16 protein-coding genes are annotated in these 14,835 nt (G+C 70.9%); 9 read left to right on the top strand and 7 right to left on the bottom strand.

The window, feature by feature from the left end; translation table 11 throughout:
* Nucleotides 1-138 (top strand): carboxyl transferase domain-containing protein (locus ASD47_RS26735; protein WP_156402320.1); only part of this gene is annotated, 138 nt, incomplete at its 5' end.
* A gap of 27 nt (nt 139-165) precedes the next feature.
* On the opposite strand, the gene ASD47_RS18720 is transcribed toward ASD47_RS26735, so the two are convergent.
* Complete coding sequence (locus tag ASD47_RS18720) at nt 166-1,026, bottom strand: RsiV family protein (RefSeq protein WP_056759793.1); 861 nt, start codon at nt 1,024-1,026, stop codon at nt 166-168.
* A 145-nt stretch (nt 1,027-1,171) separates the two neighbouring features.
* On the opposite strand from ASD47_RS18720, the gene ASD47_RS18715 reads away from it, so the two are divergent.
* The 6 genes from ASD47_RS18715 (at nt 1,172) to ASD47_RS18690 (ending at nt 5,802) form a co-directional block, all read left to right on the top strand.
* A complete protein-coding gene (locus ASD47_RS18715) occupies nt 1,172-1,669 on the top strand; it encodes a hypothetical protein (RefSeq protein ID WP_156402319.1) in 498 nt (165 codons plus the stop codon).
* 118 nt (nt 1,670-1,787) lie between these two features.
* A complete protein-coding gene (locus ASD47_RS18710; RefSeq protein ID WP_056759788.1) occupies nt 1,788-2,681 on the top strand; it encodes a polyprenyl synthetase family protein in 894 nt (297 codons plus the stop codon).
* Nucleotides 2,678-3,634: an ABC transporter ATP-binding protein gene (locus tag ASD47_RS18705; RefSeq protein ID WP_056759786.1), complete on the top strand. Its 957-nt coding sequence runs from the start codon at nt 2,678-2,680 to the stop codon at nt 3,632-3,634. Before ASD47_RS18710 ends, ASD47_RS18705 begins: the two co-directional genes overlap by 4 nt.
* A gap of 8 nt (nt 3,635-3,642) precedes the next feature.
* Nucleotides 3,643-4,833: an ABC transporter permease gene (locus tag ASD47_RS18700; RefSeq protein ID WP_235525952.1), complete on the top strand. Its 1,191-nt coding sequence runs from the start codon at nt 3,643-3,645 to the stop codon at nt 4,831-4,833.
* 11 nt (nt 4,834-4,844) lie between these two features.
* Nucleotides 4,845-5,327 carry a sterol desaturase family protein gene (locus ASD47_RS18695; protein WP_056759784.1) on the top strand — a complete coding sequence of 161 codons (483 nt, stop codon included), beginning with the start codon at nt 4,845-4,847 and terminating at the stop codon, nt 5,325-5,327.
* Nucleotides 5,328-5,361: 34 nt separating this feature from the next.
* Nucleotides 5,362-5,802 (top strand): hypothetical protein, encoded by a 441-nt coding sequence (locus ASD47_RS18690; protein WP_056759782.1) that lies wholly within the window; start codon nt 5,362-5,364, stop codon nt 5,800-5,802.
* A 151-nt stretch (nt 5,803-5,953) separates the two neighbouring features.
* On the opposite strand, the gene ASD47_RS18685 is transcribed toward ASD47_RS18690, so the two are convergent.
* Genes ASD47_RS18685 through crtY form a run of 3 tightly spaced genes read right to left on the bottom strand, consistent with a single transcriptional unit; the run spans nt 5,954 to nt 9,560 of the window.
* Nucleotides 5,954-6,883, bottom strand: coding sequence for a phytoene/squalene synthase family protein (locus ASD47_RS18685; RefSeq protein WP_056759780.1), 930 nt, complete (start codon nt 6,881-6,883; stop codon nt 5,954-5,956).
* A complete protein-coding gene (locus ASD47_RS18680; RefSeq protein WP_156402318.1) occupies nt 6,880-8,376 on the bottom strand; it encodes a phytoene desaturase in 1,497 nt (498 codons plus the stop codon). Before ASD47_RS18680 ends, ASD47_RS18685 begins: the two co-directional genes overlap by 4 nt.
* Nucleotides 8,373-9,560, bottom strand: a complete 1,188-nt coding sequence (gene crtY, locus ASD47_RS18675; protein WP_056759772.1) for a lycopene beta-cyclase CrtY — start codon at nt 9,558-9,560, stop codon at nt 8,373-8,375. The genes ASD47_RS18680 and crtY overlap by 4 nt, the downstream gene beginning before the upstream one ends.
* A 109-nt stretch (nt 9,561-9,669) precedes the next feature.
* Here crtY and folD point away from each other — a divergent pair, with 109 nt between their 5' ends.
* Nucleotides 9,670-10,548 (top strand): bifunctional methylenetetrahydrofolate dehydrogenase/methenyltetrahydrofolate cyclohydrolase FolD, encoded by an 879-nt coding sequence (folD, locus tag ASD47_RS18670; RefSeq protein WP_056759769.1) that lies wholly within the window; start codon nt 9,670-9,672, stop codon nt 10,546-10,548.
* A 103-nt stretch (nt 10,549-10,651) separates the two neighbouring features.
* On the opposite strand, the gene ASD47_RS18665 is transcribed toward folD, so the two are convergent.
* The 3 genes from ASD47_RS18665 to ASD47_RS18655 form a co-directional block, all read right to left on the bottom strand.
* Nucleotides 10,652-11,134 (bottom strand): hypothetical protein, encoded by a 483-nt coding sequence (locus tag ASD47_RS18665; RefSeq protein WP_056759763.1) that lies wholly within the window; start codon nt 11,132-11,134, stop codon nt 10,652-10,654.
* Nucleotides 11,135-11,254: 120 nt separating this feature from the next.
* Nucleotides 11,255-12,037, bottom strand: a complete 783-nt coding sequence (locus ASD47_RS18660) for an NAD kinase (protein WP_056759760.1) — start codon at nt 12,035-12,037, stop codon at nt 11,255-11,257.
* Nucleotides 12,038-12,080: 43 nt separating this feature from the next.
* Nucleotides 12,081-13,169 (bottom strand): DUF2336 domain-containing protein, encoded by a 1,089-nt coding sequence (locus ASD47_RS18655; protein ID WP_056759791.1) that lies wholly within the window; start codon nt 13,167-13,169, stop codon nt 12,081-12,083.
* Between the two features lie 172 nt (nt 13,170-13,341).
* On the opposite strand from ASD47_RS18655, the gene glpK reads away from it, so the two are divergent.
* Nucleotides 13,342-14,832 carry a glycerol kinase GlpK gene (gene glpK / locus ASD47_RS18650; RefSeq protein ID WP_056759758.1) on the top strand — a complete coding sequence of 497 codons (1,491 nt, stop codon included), beginning with the start codon at nt 13,342-13,344 and terminating at the stop codon, nt 14,830-14,832.
* The last annotated feature ends 3 nt before the right edge of the window (nt 14,833-14,835 follow it).

The following is a 14,835-nucleotide window of genomic DNA, read 5'->3' as shown; positions in this document are numbered from 1 at the left end:
GTGGCCGCCTCCCGCGGCTATATCGACGACGTCATCATGCCCCACGGCACCCGCAAGCGCATCGTCCGAGCCCTCAAGAGCCTCAAGGGCAAGCAGCTCCAGAACCCGTGGAAGAAACACGACAACATCCCGCTTTAGGGAGCGCCGGGCGGGACGGTCTTGGCGTTATTTCAGGTCCATCCTCACGCTGAGCGTCCCATCAGGGTTGCCTGGCGACCTCGGGGCGCCGCCGAACGCGCTGGCGTAGGCCGGAGCCAGCAGCGCCTGGAAGGCCGAGACGGGGACGACGATTTCGTAGTCGCCCTCGGCGTAGGGGCCGACCACATAGGGATCGATCAGCACCGCCAGCCCGCCGATCTTGCCCGGGCTCGTCGACGGGGTCGGGACCAGCACGGTCTGGTTCCACTTGGGGCAACTGAACATGGCGTTCAGCGGCGTGGCCCCCTCGCGGTGGGTCTTGGCCTGGGCCACCGCGTCGCAGATCGCCTTGTCCAGCACGGACATGTCGGCGTCCGGGCGGAACAGGGCGCTGGGCTGGATGTCGCGCTTGGCGGCGCTGTCCCAGATCAGGCTGGCGGCGCCGTGGTTGGGGTGGGCGCCGCCGGTGTCCTCGAACCACAGGGCGCGCAAGGCGACCAGCGGCGCAGCGTCAGCGGCCAGGAACCATTGGCCCTGGCGGGTGTAGGGCCGCCAGGGGAACTTGCCGTCGGAGGCCTTGCGGTCGGCCTGGGCCTTGGCGGCGAAGGTCTTCAGGTCCGCCGTCTCGCGGTCGTAGAGCAGGGCGTGCAGGGCGGGATGGCTGGCGATCTCGGCTGGCAGGCGCAGGGCGACCTTGGCCGCTTCGTCGGACTGGTCGAAGGTCAGGGGGCGGGCCATGGCGGCGGATGTGGCGGGCGCGGCGGGCGCCGGAGCGGTGGTCGACACGGCGGCCGGCGCTGGCGGCGGCGCGTCCGGCTTGCCCTCGCAGGCGCCCAGGGCGGCGAGCAGGCCGAGGACGGCGACGGGGCGGGCTTTGGTCGAGGGCATGGACATTCCTCCTGAACGCCGCCCCCGCCCGGCTGGCTCCACCCTGCCTTGCGCGGCGCGAACCGTCCATGGAGAGGCGGGGCGATGGCCCGTCGCCAAATCGGTCGAACGTGGTTAGATCGACGGCGGCTGAACGGGAGACCGCATGAAACCTCAAGGGGCGTGGCTGTTGTTGGCGGCGAGCGCCGCGGTGCTGGGAGCGTGCTCGACGACCGCCCCGCCGACGGGACCGGCGGCCGCGCCCGCCGGCATGAAGTGGAACGCCTTCGCCACGCCCGACGCCGAGCAGCGGCTGGCCTACGGACTGCCCGACAGCGACGTGGTCGGGATCATCTTCTCGTGCCGACGCAAGGCGACCAGAGTCGGCTTTCTCACCAACCTGGCCGAGGGCAAGCCCGGGTCCGGGAGCGTGCGTTTCCGGTCCGGCAAGGTCCAGGGCCGCTACGCCGCCAAGCTGATCCCATCGGAGATCGCCGACGGCCTGGACGCGACCGGCCAGATTCCGCTGGCCGACCCGGTGCTGGCCGCCTTCGAGAAGACCGGCCTGATCAGCCAGGTCGAGGACAGGGCCTATCCGCAGGATGCGCGCACGCCAGCCGAACGGGCCGACATCAAGCGCTTCTTCGGCTTCTGCCGGGGCTGACCGGCGCTCATCGCGTCATCCCGGGCCGGGGCGAGGAGCTTTCGATTGACGCCCGGCGGGGGCGCCCCTCAAATGCCCCCGCCCGCGTCGGGGTGGACAGCAGGTCGCGACCCGCGAGATGGACGACCACGCCGCCTTTCTCCAGAGAGTCGAGGCCCTGCGCGCCGGGGTGGACCGACGGCTGGCCGAACTGGCGCCGGCCGTGGGCTCGGCGCCCGACCGCCTGGTCGAGGCCGTGCGCTATTCGCTGCTGGCGCCCGGCAAGCGCTTTCGTCCGATGGTCACCCTGCTGGCCGCCGCCGAGCTGGGCGCGCCCGAAGGCGCGGCGCTGGACGTGGCCTGCGCGTTCGAGATGATCCACGCCGCCTCGCTGATCCTGGACGACCTGCCTTCGATGGACGATGCGGGCCTTCGGCGCGGCCTGCCGACCATCCACCGGGCCTTCGACGAGGCCACGGCGATCCTGGCCGGGGTCGGGCTGCTGAACCAGGCCTATGTCGTGATCGCCGCCGACCAGGGCCTGCCGGCGTCCCTGCGAGCCGAGTTGGCGGGCCGCGCGGCCCAGGCCGTGGGTTTTTCCGGCCTGATCGCCGGCCAAGCGCGCGACCTGTTCGACCGCGACCAACTGCGCGACCCGGCGGCCCTGGAGCGGCTCAATCACGAGAAGACCGGCGTGCTGATCGTCGCCGCCGCCCAGGGCGGGGCGCTGGTGGCCGGTGCGTCCCCGGCGGTGGTCGAGGCGATGGGCGTCTTCGCCCGCCACATCGGCCTGGCCTTCCAAATCCGGGACGACCTGATCGACGCCCAGGGCTCCGTCGAAGCGGCGGGCAAGGACGTCGGCAAGGACGCGGCGATGGCCACGGTGGCCTCGACCCTGGGTCTCGCCGGCGCCGGCCAGGCCATGGAAGCGCACCTGGCCAAGGCCTCCGGCGCCCTGGCCCTGGCGGGGTGCGACGGGCTGCTGGGCCGCTATGTCGGCGAGCTGTTCGCCCGGCGCAAGGCGGCGGCGTGACCGCCCAGACCGTTTCGCGGGATCCTATCGCAACGGTTAGCGGCGCGGTCCACGCCTATGGCGGCCGGCCTGTGCTGCGCGGCGTCGACCTGGGCCTGCGCCCGGGCGAGATCTACGCCCTGCTGGGGCCGAACGGAGCCGGCAAGACCACTCTGGTCCGCGTCCTCTGCGGCCGCATCCGGCCCGACGGCGGCGCGGCGCGGCTGAACGGCCGCGATCCCGCCCGCATTCCGGCCGCGCGGGCGGGCTTGGGCCTGGTTCCCCAGGAGATCGCCCTCTATCCGAACCTGACGGTGTCCGAGAACGTCGAGACCTTCGCCGTCCTGGCCGACGTGCCGCGCGCCGGCCTGGCCTCGGCCGTCGCCCGCGCCCTGGACCTGACCCGCACGGCCGACCGGGCCCGCGTGCCGGTCAAGCATCTGTCGGGCGGCTACCAGCGCCGGGCCAACATCGCCGCGGCGATCGTCCACCAGCCGAGCCTGCTGATCCTGGACGAGCCCACCGTCGGGGTCGATCTGGACGCCCGCGAGGCGCTGGACGCGGTGATCCGCGGCCTGCGCGACCTCGGCGTGGCCGTGCTGATGACCACCCATGACCTCGACCAGGCCGCGGCCCTGGCCGATCGCGTCGGCTTCCTCCGCGAGGGCGAACTGGTGCTCGAGGGGCGGCCGAAAGCCCTGGTCGCCGAGGCGTTCGGCGAGCGGATGGAGATCCAGGTCCACCTGGCCGAAGAGGTCGACGCCGCCGCCCAGGATCGCCTGGTCGCCGAGGGGCTGGAGCGCACGGCGCGGCCGACGGTGTGGACGCGGCTGGAGGTCGACGGCTACGCGGCGGCTGGACGGCTGGACCAGCGCCTGCGCGAGGCGGGGTTGGCCCCGCGCGAGATCCGGGTGCGCGCGCCGTCCCTGGCCCAGCTGTTCAGCCGGGTGGCGGGCCGGGCGTCGGCGGCGTGATGCGGGCCTTGCGGAAGATCGCCGCCATGGTGCGGGTGATGGCGCTGGACCTGTGGCGCGACCGCGGCGCGTTGCTGATGACCTTCCTGCTGCCGCCGCTGGTGTTCCTGATCTTCGCCTCGGTGTTCGCCGGGACGACGGGCGACGACATCCAGCTGAAGCTGGCCGTGGCCGACACGGCCCGTACGCCGGACTCGGGCCGGCTGGCGGCGGCGCTGGTCCGCTCGCCCGAGGTCCGCGCCGAGCTCGCCCCGACGGCGGCCGAGGTGCGGCGACGGGTCAAGGCCGGCCAGGCCGACGCCGGCCTGGTGATCCGCGCCGATCCGGCCTCGGCCGACAAGCCGTTCCTGATCATCGCCGACCCCAGCCGGGCGGTCGCCGCGCCCCTAGCCCAGGCCCGGGTGCAGCAGGTGCTGGCCGACGCCCTGCCGGACGTCACCCTGCGCCGCACGATCACCCAGCTGGAACCCGCCCTTGGCGGCTTCACCGAGGAGCAGGTCGAGAACGCCGACAGCGCCGCAGCCCTGATGCGCCAGGACCCGACCCACGACGACGGCGGCTTCTTCGAGCGCGAGGCGGTCAAGGACGCCAAGGTCGGCGGCGGGGTGATCGCCTACTATGCCGGGGCGGTGATGATCCTGTTCGCCCTGTTTTCGGCCATGCAAGGCGCGCTGGGCCTGATGGACGAACAGAGCACGGGCGTGGCCGACCGCCTGCTGGCGGGAACGGCGGGCATGGGACCGGTGGTCAGCGGCAAGTTCCTGTTCCTGGTCGGGCAGGGGACGGTCCAGGCGCTGCTGATCTTCGCCACCGCCCAGATCGTCTACGGCGTGGCGGCGGTCCAGCACGCGGCCCTGTGGCTGCCGACCACCCTGGCGGCCAGCGCCTGCGCGGCGGGCGTGGCCCTGGGGCTGGTGTCGGTGTGCCGCACGCGCGAGCAGGCCCAGATGCTGTCCACCTTCGTGATCCTGGTCCTGGCGGCGATTGGCGGCAGCATGGTGCCGCGCTTCCTGATGCCGCCGTGGCTGCAGGCGGTGGGCTGGGCGACCCCGCACGCCTGGGCCATCGAGGCCTATCAGGCGATCCTCTGGCGCGACGGCGGGGTCGGGGCGGTGTATAAGGCCTGGTGCGTGCTGACCGCCGCCGGCCTGGCTGGCCTGGTGCTGGCGCACGTGTTGGCGCGCCGGATTCGGCGATAGACGGGACGACGATGGCGACCTTTGGTCTGCACCTGGCCCTGTTCCTGGCGGCCTTGGCCTTCATGGAGGGCTTCGCCTGGGTCATGCACCGCTACGTGATGCACGGCTGGTTGTGGGCCTGGCACCGCTCGCACCACGAGCCGCGCACCGGCCTGTTCGAGCTCAACGACCTGTTCGCGGTGGTGTTCGCCGTTCCGGCTATCGTGGCGATCTATTTCGGCGTCCACGGGGTTTCGTGGCTGCTGCCGATCGGTCTGGGGATCACCGCCTATGGCGCAATCTATTTCGTGTTCCACGACGGCATGGTGCACCAACGGTTCAAGGCGCCCCTGGGCCGGTCGCGCTACTGGAAGCAGCTGATCCAGGCCCACCGGATCCACCACGCGGTGCACACCAAGCACGGTGCGGTGTCGTTCGGCTTTCTGCTGGCGCGGCCGGTGCGGGAGCTGAAGGCGAAGCTTCGGGAGCGGGACGCCGACGGCGCGCTTCCTTAGACCATCAACCGTCGGCGGTTTCGGGGAGGGAACCATGACCGAGACAGCGATCAGGACGCCTTGGCATCTCTGGCTGGTGGGCGTCATCGCCGTGCTGTTCAACGCCATCGGCGTCTTCGACTTCGTGATGAGCATGACGCAGGGCGCGGCCTATATGGCGAGCGCGGGCATGACGCCGGAGCAGATCGCCCACTACGAGCACCTGCCCGCCTGGATGACCATCGACTGGGCCGTCGGCGTGTTCGGCGCCTTGGCCGGCTCGGTGCTGATCCTGCTGCGCCACCGACTGGCCTGGCCGGTGTTGGCCGTGTCGCTGGCGGCGTTCCTGCTCAGCGTGGCCTACACCTATCTGCTGACGGACGGGGGCAGGATCATGGGCCCGCAGATGGGGGTCATGAGCGCGGTCATCGCGGGGCTGCTGGCGTTGTTCATCGGGTACGCATGGTGGATGACGCGGCGCGGGGTGCTGCGGTAGGGCGCTGAGCGGCGAGCACTTGCCCCCTACGGATCGCTTCGCGACCGTCTTCCCCCATAGGGGGAAGAGCGCTCCGCGAAGGCTCCGCCCCCTCTGGGGGCGGACAGACCGCGAAGCGGTCAGGTGGGGGCAAGTGGATTGCGCCTGAACGTTAGATCCGCGACCACATCGCCGGTCGCTCCGGCGCTTGGCCCCAGCGGTCCAGCGTCGCCGAGCGCAGGGCCATGACACCGCCTTCCAGCGCCCGCCAGGCCTTCATCCGGCCGCTGACCACGACGCGTTCGTCCCAGGCGCTGGGCCCGGCCTTCACGACGTCCAGCCCGATCTGGCGATAGACCCCGCGCGCCGCACCGATCGCCCAGGCGCAGCGGACCGGCAGGTCGCGCAGCCCCCAGCGGGCCGAGGCGTAGTAGGGCTCCGCCGCGTCGACCAATCTCTTCGCCAGCACCGCCATCGCGCCACGGTGGGTCGGATCGGCCACCGCGTCGTGCGGCACGCCCAGCTCGGCCAGCCAGTCGCCGGGCACATAAACCCGGCCGTTGCGCGCGTCCTCGACGATGTCGCGAGCGATGTTGGTCAGCTGGAAGGCCAGGCCCAGGTCCTGGGCGCGGCGCAGGGTGGGCAGGGCGCCGGGCTTCACATCCATGACCAGGGCCATCATCGTCCCGACCACCCCGGCCACGCCCCAGCAGTATTCGAGAAGTTCGTCGAGCGTGGCGTAGCGCCGGCCGGCCACGTCCATGGCGAAGCCGTCGATCATGTCCAGGGCGTAGCGCTCGGGGATGCCGCGCCGCAAGGCCACGGTCTGAAAGGCGGCGAACACCGGGTCAGTCGGGGTTTCGCCGGCCATGGCCGCGCGGGTCTGGGCGTACAGCGCCTCCAGCCGGGCCGGGGCGTCGGCCACCGGGCTCATGCCGTGGCCCAGGGTCTGGCCGTCGATCACGTCGTCGCAATGGCGGCACCAGGCGTACAGCATCTCGGCGTCGGCCCGGGTCTGGGCGTCGAACAGGGCGGCGGCGGCGGCGAAGCTCTTGCTGCCCTTCTGGATGGCCTCGCGGCTTTGCTGCTCGAGGTCGCTCATGCGGGGAGGTAGTCGTCGATCATCAGCCCCGCCGTCGCCTTGGCCGAGCCGACCACGCCGGGGATGCCGGCGCCCGGGTGTGTTCCGGCCCCGACGAAATAGAGGTTGGGAATCACGTCGTCGCGGTTGTGGGTGCGGAAGAAGGCGCTCTGGGTGAGGATCGGCTCCAGCGAGAAGGCCGCGCCCTTCCAGGCGTTGAGGTCGGTCACGAAGTCGTCCGGGGTGATAAAGCGGCTGGTGACGAGATCGGCGGTAAGGCCCGGGATGTAGTGCTTCTCCAGATAGGCCAGGATCCTGTCGCGGTACCGCGGCCCCTCGACCGACCAGTCGATGTTGGCCGTCTTCAGGTTGGGCACCGGCGACAGGGCGTAGAAGCTGGAGCAGCCCTCCGGCGCCATGGCCGGGTCGCTGGCGGTGGGGTGGTGCAGGTACAGCGAGAAGTCGTCGGCCAGGCCGTCCTTGCCGTAGATCTCGCCGATCAGCTCGCGATAGCGATTGCCGAAGCAGATGGTGTGGTGGCGGATCTCGGGGCGCGTGGTCTTCAGCCCGAAATAGACCACGAACAGCGACGGGCTCCAGCGCTTGGCCTCCAGCGCCTTGCCGACCGTCCGGCCCCGGGGATCGTCGGCCAGAAGGTGACGATAGGTGTGCATGACGTCGGCGTTGGAGGCGACCGTGTCGAAGGCCTCGAACTGGCCGTCGGCGCGGATCACGCCGGTGACGCGGCCAGCCTTCGTGGTGATCTTCTGGATTGGCGCCGACAGGTGGATCGTTCCGCCCAGGTCCTGGAACAATTTGACCAGCGCCCGGATCAGGGCGTGGGTGCCGCCGCGCGGGAACCAGACGCCGCCGCGCCGCTCCAGCGCATGGATCAGGGCGTAGATCGACGAGGTCGCGAACGGGCTGCCGCCGACCAGCAGGCTGTGGAACGACAGCGCCTGGCGCACGTGCTCGTCCTTCACGAAGCCGGCGACCTTGTCATAGACGCTGCGCCAGGCCTGCAGCTTCATCAGGGCCGGGGCGTTGGCCAGCATGGCGCCGAAGTCGAGGAACGGTACGGCGCCCAGCTCGACATAGCCCTTCTGGTACAGCTCCTCGGAATAGGCGTGGAAGCGGCGGTAGCCCTCGACGTCGGCCGGGTTGCGGGCGGCGATCTGGGCGTCCAGCTTCTCCTGGTCGTTGACGTAGTCGAAGACGTCGCCGTCCTCCCAGACCAGGCGATAGAAGGGATCGACCGGCAGCAGCTCGACATAGTCTTCGATCTTGCGGCCGCTTAGCGCGAACAGTTCTTTCAGACAATCGGGATCGGTGATCACCGTCGGGCCGGCGTCGAAGGTGAAGCCCTCGTCGTTCCAGACATAGGCCCGGCCGCCCGGCTTCTCGCGGCCCTCGAACACGGTGACGTCGAAGCCCGAGGACTGCAGGCGGACGGCCAGGGCCAGGCCCCCGAACCCCGCGCCGATCACGGCGGCCTTCGGCTTGGTCTGCGTCATGCGTCTTGTCCTCCGGACACCGAGCGTTCGTCGATGCACTTGATGGCCGCCGAGACCGGCACGGGCGGCTTGCCGATCAGGATCCGCGCCTTGTCCCACCGGGTCAGCCGCGCGGCGTAGAAGCGTTGGATCAGCCCGGGCGACAGGCGGTAGAAGCGCTCCAGCACCTTGTAGCGGTCCTGTGGCGCACAGGCCCGGAACAGCATGCGGTTCAGCAGTCGCAGGAAGCGCCTTTGCCGCCAGACGGTCTTGGACCGGGCCTCGACGCAGGCGCGGACGCTGGCGCTGGTGACGCGCGGCAGGGCGGCCACGGCCTCGGCCAAGCGGGCGGCGTCGGGCAGGGAATAGCCGGTGGTCGGCTGGAACAGCACCGCGCGCAGGCCCACCTCGGCGAGCTGGGGCGGAGCCTCGCGCCAGTAGGCCTCGATGTCCCCGCCCAGGGCGATGGGAAGGATCCCATCCTCCTCGCGCTCGACCTCGGCGATGGTCCAGCCTTGAGCTTCGGCATAGGCGGCGATGGCGCGGCGCAGGGCGGGCCGGTCCAGGGCCGGGCCGTCGCTGTAGCGGGTGTCCTCGATCAGCAGGCGGATGTCGTCCAGCGGCAGGACGTAGACGAAGCGGTAGCCGTCCTCCTGCGAGACCGTGGCGTCCATGATGATTGGCCGGGTCAGGCCGTGCGGGGCGGTCAGCCGCACCCCCTGGCCGACGAACTTCTGGTAGCCCAGGGCCAGGCTGGGGCTTCGGCGCGGGCCGCGCCCGTCGATCACCGCCCCGGCCGCGATGGTCCGGCCGTCGGCCAGGGTCACCTGGTGCGGATTGACGTCCGCCACGGTGGCCGACAGCCAGGCGTCGGCGCCCAGGGCCGCGCCGACCACCTGGTGCAGGCGCTCGGAGGTGATGGCCAGGTAGTCGGTCGGCAGCTGTCGCTGGTGGCCAGGAAAGCGAACCTCGTAGCCCGACCAGCGATGGACGATCAGCGGCCGCAGCCAGCCGGCCTCGACCGCGTCGACGTCGGTGGCGAAGTGGCACCAGGTGTGCTCGCCGCCCAGGGTCGCGCCCTGTTCCAGCAGGATCACGCGCAGCCGCGGCCGCAGGCTCTTCAGCCGCAGGGCGATCAGGCCGTTGGCCAGACCGCCGCCCACCAGGACGACGTCGGCGCGTTGGGTCGGAGGCGCGGAGACCATCGCTCGGCTCTAGCATGATTGGGCGAAGCTCAAGCGACTTCCTGTGCGTTGCGGCGGATATTGCGCGGCGCGAGGGTAGGGGCTAGGCAACGCCAAACAGGAGACGGCGATGTCGCAAGCCAGAATCATCGACGGCAAGGCCTTCGCCGCCCAACTGCGCGAGCAGGTCGCCGCCGAGGTCGCCAGGCTGAAGGCCGAGCACGACCTGACGCCGGGTCTGGCGGTGGTGCTGGTCGGCGAGGATCCCGCCAGCCAGGTCTATGTGCGCAGCAAGGGCGAGCAGACCCTGGCCGCCGGCATGCATTCGGAGACCCACCGCCTGCCGGCCGAGACCTCGCAGGCCGAGCTGCTGTCGCTGGTCGAGCGGCTGAACGACGATCCGGCCATCCACGGCGTGCTGGTGCAGTTCCCGGTGCCGGACCATATGAGCCAGGCGGCCATCGTCGCGGCGATCTCGCCCGACAAGGACGTCGACGGCCTGACCGTGACCAACGCCGGCCGCCTGGCCAGCGGCCTGCCGGCCCTGACCGCCTGCACGCCGGCCGGCTGCATGGTGCTGCTCAGGGACGTGGTCGGCGACTTGCGCGGCAAGCGCGCGGTGGTGGTCGGGCGTTCGAACCTGATGGGCAAGCCGATGGCCCAGCTGCTGCTGGCCGCCGACTGCACCGTGACCATCGCCCACTCGCGCACCCAGGACCTGGCCGCGGTCTGCCGCGAGGCCGACATCCTGGTGGCCGCCGTCGGCCGGCCGCAGATGGTCAAGGGTGACTGGATCAAGCCGGGCGCGACCGTCATCGACGTCGGCATCAATCGCATCCCCAAGGAGGACGGCAAGACCCGCCTGGTCGGGGATGTCGACTTCGAGGCGGCCAAGGGGGTGGCCGGAGCCATCACCCCGGTGCCGGGCGGGGTAGGGCCGATGACCATCGCCATGCTGCTGGCCAACACCGTCAGCGCCGCCAAGCGGCTGAACGGGATCGCAGGGTAGCGGGCTTCTCCGGACGCGGCCCTCCGCCGCGAGTTATGGCGCAAAGAAAAAAGCCCCGGCGCGGACCAGGGCTTTTCAGATCTTCAATGCAGGGGGCGGCCGATCAGCCGGCCAGATATTCCGCCACGCGGCCTTCCAGCTCGGCGGCCAGGACCTTGCCCACCGGGTGGGTGTCGACCTTGATCTCGTCGCGCACGCAGGCCTTGATGGCGTCGATGTGGGCGTCGACCAGGAACATCGGGGCGGAGAGACGCGTCGCCGGATCGTCGATCAGCTTGCACAGCGAGCCGGCCAGTCGGGTGATCAGCGGGAATTCGTAGGTGGCTCCCAGGCCTTTCAGGTCATGGGCGCGCAGGTAGAGGGTCTCGACCGTCTCGGGGGTCAGGCCCTGGGCGCGGACCTCCTGGCGGGCGGCCTCCAGCTTGACGATCTCGTCGTCCAGCCACTGGGCGAAGTTGCCCGACAGGCTCTTGAGGGCGGCCTCGGCCTTGGCGATCGCCGCCATGTCGATCCCGCCTCGTCCGCCAACCTTGAGCTTGAGCATGTTCGGCACCTGAATCACTTCCGCGGCGGACTTGTTGGTCACGGACGCTTCTCCCTGGGCATCGGTCTGGAATATAGGATCAAGGCGTTAACATTAGATGAGACGCCCGTTTTAATCAGACCAATGGGCGGGTGGCGCCCTGACCAATAGTGCTCCGTGTTGTCAGGCCGAGAACTGCTCCGTCAGAACCCGCTCTTCTAGGCTTCGACCTGCGTCGAAGAGCATGGAAAGACTGGCGCTGCTGTCCTCGGCGATGTGGACCTCGACGACGTCGCGAACCTCGAAATTGTCGGCCACGGCGCTTACCGGTCTTTTATCGCACTCAAGCACCTCGAACGTCACCCTGGCGGTCTGCGGCAAAAGCGCGCCACGCCAGCGGCGAGGGCGGAAGGCGCTGATCGGGGTGAGGGCCAGGACCTGGGCGCCGATCGGAATGATCGGACCGTGGGCCGACAGGTTGTAGGCCGTCGACCCGGCGGGGGTGGCCAGCAGGGCGCCGTCGCAGACCAACTCGCCCATCCGCACCTTGCCGTCGATGCTGATGCGCAGCTTGGCGGTCTGCCGGGTCTGGCGCAGCAGCGACACCTCGTTGATGGCCAGGGCCCGGTGCTGCTTGCGGTTGGCGTCGATGGCGACCATGGCCAGCGGGTGGATGACGGCCCGTTCCGCGACGTTGATCCGCTCCAGCAGGTCGTCCTCGCTGTATTCGTTCATCAGGAAGCCGACCGAGCCACGGTTCATGCCATAGATCGGGGTCTGGCGTTGCAGGGTGTCATGCAGGGTCTCCAGCATGAATCCATCGCCGCCCAGGGCCACGATCACCTGGGCGTTCTCCTCGCCTGCGTCACCGTAGCGCACCGCCAGCCGTTCGCGCGCCTCCTGCGCCTCGGGGCGGTCACTGGCCTTGAAGGTCAGGCGAGTCACGAAGGGCAGGGGCTGGAACATGCCGCCAAGAGGCTGGATCGGGGCGGGGTTGTCAAACCTGGGTTCACGCCGCGCTGACGGCCCGGCGGAACGCCATGGCCGCGATGTCGGGGGCGAAGGGGCCGAAGGCGCCGCTGGCCTTGCGGGCGGCTTCGGCGCCGCCGCCGGGACGGCCGCCGTTCAGTTCGCGCACATGGGCCAGGATGGTCGGGAAGACGCTGCGGTCGATCCCCACCGCCGAGCAGGCCAGGGCCAGCAGCTCGGGACGGTCGCTGTCGACCGCTCGCCGCACCTGGCGCACGTCGAAGCGGCCCAGGCGGGCCAGGGCGAACAGGAACAGCGGCAGGCGGCGTTCGCGCAGCACCCGCAGCAGGTAGCCGGGCCGCAGCTGGCCGGCGGCGTCCAGTTTCTCGACCAGGGCCGCCTCCATCTCCTCGCGGTCCTCGGCCTGTTCGACGCCCGGCCGGCTGTCGACGACCTCGGCCCCGGAATGGGCGCCGCGCAGGGCGGCCTCGACGGCCTTGGCCATCCGGTCGGGGTCCAGCTGGAAGCGCGCGACGAGGCTGTCGCGCAGGGCGCGGCCGACCCACAGGTAAAGCTGCTCGGCCAAGTCGCCGGAGAGGTTGGGATGCCGGGCCAGGGGCGAGCGCAGGGCGACCACGTCGCGGGCCTTGTCGACCAGCTGGCGCAGGCCTTCGGGCGAGATCTGGGCGGTCGGGTTGGAGGCCAGGGCGGTCAGCACGGCCGACTCGTCCTTGGCCAGGATCGCCTCGACCACCGCTGGCGACAGCTGCGGGCGGCGGGCGATCTCGATCTGGTGCTCCAGCGTGGCCTGGACCAGCAGTCGGATCAGGTCATGGTCCTGCAGGATCGGGCTGCGGGCGATGACCGGCCGGGCGATCTCGATCTCGTCCAGGGCCAGGATGTTGATCAGGGCCGGCGGGGCCCAGGCGGCGTCGGCCAGGCTCTGGGCCAGCCGGGCGCGGATGTCGCGCTCGGCCTCGACCACCAGCGTCATGAAGATCGAGTCGAGCAGGATCTGGACCTCGGGCGCGGTCGGGCGGCCCTCGGCCTGGCCGGCGTCGCACATCTCCACGATGCCGACGAGCAAGCGCTCGCGATCGGCCGGCTCGCGGCTGCGAGCCAGGGACAGGAGCTGCGCGGTCTGGGCGGAAGGGCTCACCAGCCTCCTCGAAATCCGAGCTTAACCAAGAGGGACCTTGGCGGCGTCAGATGAAAACATGCTTAAACAAGGGAATCCACGCACGGACGACAACAAGCGTCGCGATGCCGCGGAAGAAAGATCGCCAGGGAGACGCTGACGCATGGGCCAACCTCTGATCCTCGCGCTCGATCAGGGCACCACCAGCACCAGGGCCATCCTGTTCCAGGCCGACGGCAAGCCGGTGTGCGACGCGAGCCGACCGCTGCGCCAGAGCTATCCGCGCGACGGCTGGGTCGAGCACGACGCCGACGAGATCTACGCCGCCTGCGTGGGCGTGCTGCGCGACACGGTCGAAAAGTGCGACCGCGACAGCGCCGACATCGTCGCCCTGGGGATCACCAACCAGCGCGAGACCGTGGTGGTCTGGGACAAGGCCACCGGCCGGCCGATCCATCCGGCCATCGTCTGGCAGGACCGGCGCACCGCCGAGGTCTGCGACCGGCTGCGCGACGAAGGCCACGAGCCGGCGGTCACCGCCGCCACCGGCCTGCTGCTGGACCCCTATTTCTCGGGCACCAAGATCGCCTGGATCCTCGACAAGGTCCCGGGCGCGCGCCGCCGGGCCGAGGCGGGCGAGCTGCTGTGCGGCACGATCGACAGTTGGGTCATTTGGAGGCTGACGGGAAAAGAGGCGCACGTCACCGACGCCACCAACGCCTCGCGCACCCTGCTGTTCGACATCCAGGCCCAGGACTGGTCGGATGAGATGCTGGCCCTGTTCGACGTGCCGCGCGCCCTGCTGCCGGCGGTGCTGGACTGCGCCGCCGACTACGGCCGGGTGACGCCGGACATCCTGGGTCGGCCCCTGCCGATCCGCGGCGTGGCCGGCGACCAGCAGGCGGCGCTGATGGGGCAGGGGTGCATCCATCCGGGCGAGATGAAGGTCACCTACGGCACCGGCGGCTTCATGCTGGTCAATACCGGCGAGGCCCGGCCGCATTCGGCGTCGCGACTGCTGACCACTGTGGCGGCGCGGGTCGGCGGGCGGACGACCTATGCCCTGGAGGGCTCGATCTTCGTGGCCGGGGCGGCGATCCAGTGGCTGAACGAGGGGCTGGGCGTGACGGGCGGACCGCGCGGGGCCGAGGCCCTGGCCCGCACGGCGCGCGGCGACCACGGGGTGGTGGTGGTGCCCGCCTTCACCGGCCTGGGCGCGCCCTGGTGGGACGCCGAGGCGCGCGGCGCGGTGTTCGGCCTGACCCGTGACGCCGGCCTGGCCGAGATCGCCCAGGCCACCTTCGACTCCTGCGTCTTCCAGGGCCGCGACCTGATCGAGGCCATGCGGGCCGACGCTCCTTCGGCTTTCGAGGACGCGGCCCTGCGCATCGACGGCGGCATGGCCAAGAGCGCCTGGTTCAGCCAGCGCCTGGCCGACCTGACCGGCCTGCCCGTGCACCGGGCCAGCTACCAGGAGACCACCGCCCTGGGCGCGGCCCTGTTCGCCGGGGTGGGGGCGGGGATCTACGGCTCGGTCGAGGACGCGGTGAAGGCGCGGCCGGAGGCGGAGGTGCTGACGCCGGCGTTCGACACGGTGACCCGCGAGGCCGCCTACGCCCGCTGGCTGGATGCGTTGCCGCGGGTGCGTTCGTGAGCG

Source organism: Caulobacter sp. Root1472 (assembly GCF_001426985.1).
GTDB classification, from domain to species: Bacteria; Pseudomonadota; Alphaproteobacteria; order Caulobacterales; family Caulobacteraceae; genus Caulobacter; species Caulobacter rhizosphaerae.
This window is presented reverse-complemented; position numbering and strand designations above follow the sequence as displayed.